This is a genomic window from Burkholderia sp. WTPI3 (assembly GCF_021483755.1).
Taxonomy (GTDB): domain Bacteria; phylum Pseudomonadota; class Gammaproteobacteria; order Burkholderiales; family Burkholderiaceae; genus Burkholderia.
The window spans coordinates 1-2,925 of the sequence record NZ_JAGIXF010000194.1 but is presented as its reverse complement, the minus strand read 5'-3'; the positions used below and the strand labels follow the sequence as shown (position 1 = coordinate 2,925).

General features: G+C 71.5%; 3 protein-coding genes and 1 pseudogene. All 4 read left to right on the top strand.

Annotated elements, in window-relative coordinates:
* Positions 1–510, top strand: a 510-nt coding sequence (gene fliH, locus J7024_RS36685) for a flagellar assembly protein FliH (protein ID WP_234746035.1), incomplete at its 5' end; no start/stop codon positions are given.
* Entirely contained in the window at positions 504–2,045 is a 1,542-nt protein-coding gene (gene fliI / locus J7024_RS36680) for a flagellar protein export ATPase FliI (RefSeq protein WP_124828153.1), read from the top strand. The genes fliH and fliI, both read left to right, overlap by 7 nt.
* Positions 2,046–2,050: 5 nt before the next feature.
* On the top strand, positions 2,051–2,509 hold the full coding sequence (gene fliJ / locus J7024_RS36675; RefSeq protein WP_124828154.1) for a flagellar export protein FliJ: 459 nt from the start codon (positions 2,051–2,053) through the stop codon (positions 2,507–2,509).
* Between the two features lie 31 nt (positions 2,510–2,540).
* Positions 2,541–2,925: pseudogene (locus J7024_RS36670) on the top strand (flagellar hook-length control protein FliK); the annotation flags it as partial.

Here is a 2,925-nt window from a genome sequence, read left to right as displayed (position 1 = left end):
GCGACCGGTCCCGTCGAAGGCCAGGCACGCGGCTACCAGGCCGGTTTCGAGCAGGGCCACGCGCAGGGTTTCGAGGCCGGCCAGGCCGAAGCGCGCGAACAGGCGGCGCAGCTCGCGGCCCTCGCCGCGTCGTTTCGCGAAGCCGTGTCGAACGCCGGGCACGATCTCGCGGCCGACCTCGCGCAGCTCGCACTCGACATCGCGCAGCAAGTCGTGCGCCAGCACGTGAAGCATGACCCCGCCGCACTCGTCGCGGCCGTGCGCGACGTGCTCGCCGCCGAGCCGGCACTGTCCGGCGCGCCGCATCTCGCGGTAAACCCGGCCGACCTGCCCGTCGTCGAAGCCTATCTGCAGGACGATCTCGATACGCTCGGCTGGAGCGTGCGTACCGATGCGTCGATCGAGCGCGGCGGCTGCCGCGCGCATGCGGCCACCGGCGAAGTCGACGCGACGCTGCCCACGCGCTGGCAGCGCGTCGCCGCCGCAATCGGCAAGGTGGGCGCGTGGTGACGCGTGTGCCCGAGTCGTTCGCGCACGACGGCATGACGCCGCTGGAGCGCGAACTCGCGCTCGCGTCGTTCGGCCCCGACGGCGCGCACGACCCCGCCCGCCATGCGAAGCCGCACGCGGGCAGCACGCCCGACGACGCGCCACGCGCACCGCACAATCCGCATCTCGCACAGTGGCGCTCGCACCTGAACGGGCTCGCCGAGCGTAGTCAGCGCGCGCTGCCGCTGCGCCCGTGCGGGCGCCTCACGCGTGCAGCCGGCCTCGTGCTGGAGGCGATCGGGCTGCGCCTGTCGGTCGGCGCCGAATGCACGATCGAATTGCCCCCAGGCAGCACGCTGCCGCACGCGGAAGCGGAAGTCGTCGGCTTCTCCGGCGACCGCCTGTTCCTGATGCCGACCACCGACGTCGCGGGCGTCTTGCCCGGCGCGCGCGTGTGGCCGCTCGAGAACGCGCCCGTCACCGACCCGCTCGCGGGCGCCAAGCGGCTGCCGGTCGGCTGGAAGATGCTCGGGCGCGTCGTCGACGCATCGGGCCGCCCGCTCGACGGCCTCGGCCCGCTCGGCTCGAACGCCGACGCACCGCTGTCGGCGCCGTCGATCAACCCGCTCGATCGCGAGCCGATCCACCACGTACTCGACGTCGGCGTGCGCGCGATCAACGCGCTGCTCACCGTTGGCCGCGGGCAGCGGATGGGGTTGTTCGCGGGCTCCGGCGTCGGCAAGTCGGTACTGCTCGGCACGATGGCGCGCTACACGAGCGCGGAAGTAATCGTGATCGGGCTGATCGGCGAACGCGGCCGCGAAGTGAAGGAATTCATCGAACAGATCCTCGGCGAGGACGGACTTGCGCGCTCGGTCGTCGTCGCGGCGCCGGCCGACGTGTCGCCGCTGCTGCGGATGCAGGGCGCGGCGTATGCCACGTCGCTCGCCGAGTATTTCCGCGACCAGGGCAAGCACGTGCTGCTGCTGATGGATTCGCTCACGCGCTACGCGATGGCGCAGCGCGAGATCGCGCTCGCGATCGGCGAGCCGCCCGCGACCAAGGGTTATCCGCCGTCGGTGTTCGCGAAGCTGCCCGCACTCGTCGAACGCACCGGCAACGGCCCCGAAGGCGGCGGCTCGATCACCGCGTTCTACACGGTGCTGACCGAAGGCGACGACCAGCAGGACCCGATCGCCGATTCGGCGCGCGCCATTCTCGACGGCCACATCGTGCTGTCGCGCGCGCTTGCAGAGGCCGGCCACTATCCGGCGATCGACATCGAGGCGTCGATCAGCCGCGCGATGACCGCGCTGATCGACGAAAAGCATCTCGACCGCGTGCGGCAGTTCAAGCAGATGCTGTCGCGCTACCAGCGCAATCGCGACCTGATCGCGGTCGGCGCGTACGCGCCCGGCCGCGACGCACAGCTCGACCGCGCGATCGCGCTCTATCCGCGCATCGAATCGTTCCTGCAGCAGGGCTTTCGCGAATGCGCGCCGTTCGCGTCCAGCCTCACCGCGCTCGATGCGCTGTTCGACGTATACGGAGGCTGACCCCGATGGCACACGGCTTTCCCCTTCAATTGCTGCTCGACCGTGCGCAGGAAGACCTCGACACGGCCGCGAAGCAGCTCGGCACCGCGCAGCGCGAGCGCGCCTCGGCCGCCGAGCAGCTCGACGCGCTGCTGCGCTATCGCGACGAATACCACGCGAACTTCGCGCAGTCCGCGCAGCACGGCATGCCGGCCGGCAACTGGCGCAATTTCCAGGCGTTCATCGATACGCTCGACACGGCGATCACGCAGCAGCGCAACGTGCTGGCCGCCGCCGAAGCGCGCATCGACGAAGCGCGCCCGAACTGGCAACAGAAGAAGCGCACCGTCGGCTCATACGAAATCCTGCAGGCGCGCGGCGTCGCGCAGGAAACGCAGCGCGAGGCGAAGCGCGAGCAACGCGACGCCGACGAGCACGCCGCGAAGATGCTGCGCATGCGGGCCGACGCGGCCCGATCGGCATAACCGTCCATCGCCTTCGAACGAGAGAATCGCCATGCCTCCCCTTCCCCTGCTCGGCGCGCTGATCGACACCGCGAGCGCCGCACTCGGCGCCGTCCGCGGCGCGGGTTCGTCCGCCGGCAACGATGCCGCGATCGCGCCGGCCGCCGCGCCGTTCGCGCAGACGCTGAAGCACAGCGTCGTCACGCGGCACGACACGGCGAACGGCAGCAAGCCGGATACCGCGACGAAACACGCGTCGTCGACGCCGGCCACCGGCACCAGGCATCCCGGCGATGACGACGACAAGTCCGCCGACGATGCGGGCACCGCCGACAATGGCGACGCCGCCGCGCCCGCCGCGGCCCCCGCCGTGCAGGCGCAGCTGCAGACACGCGCGAACCACGGCACGCCGGCCAGGCCCCATGCAGCCACGGCCG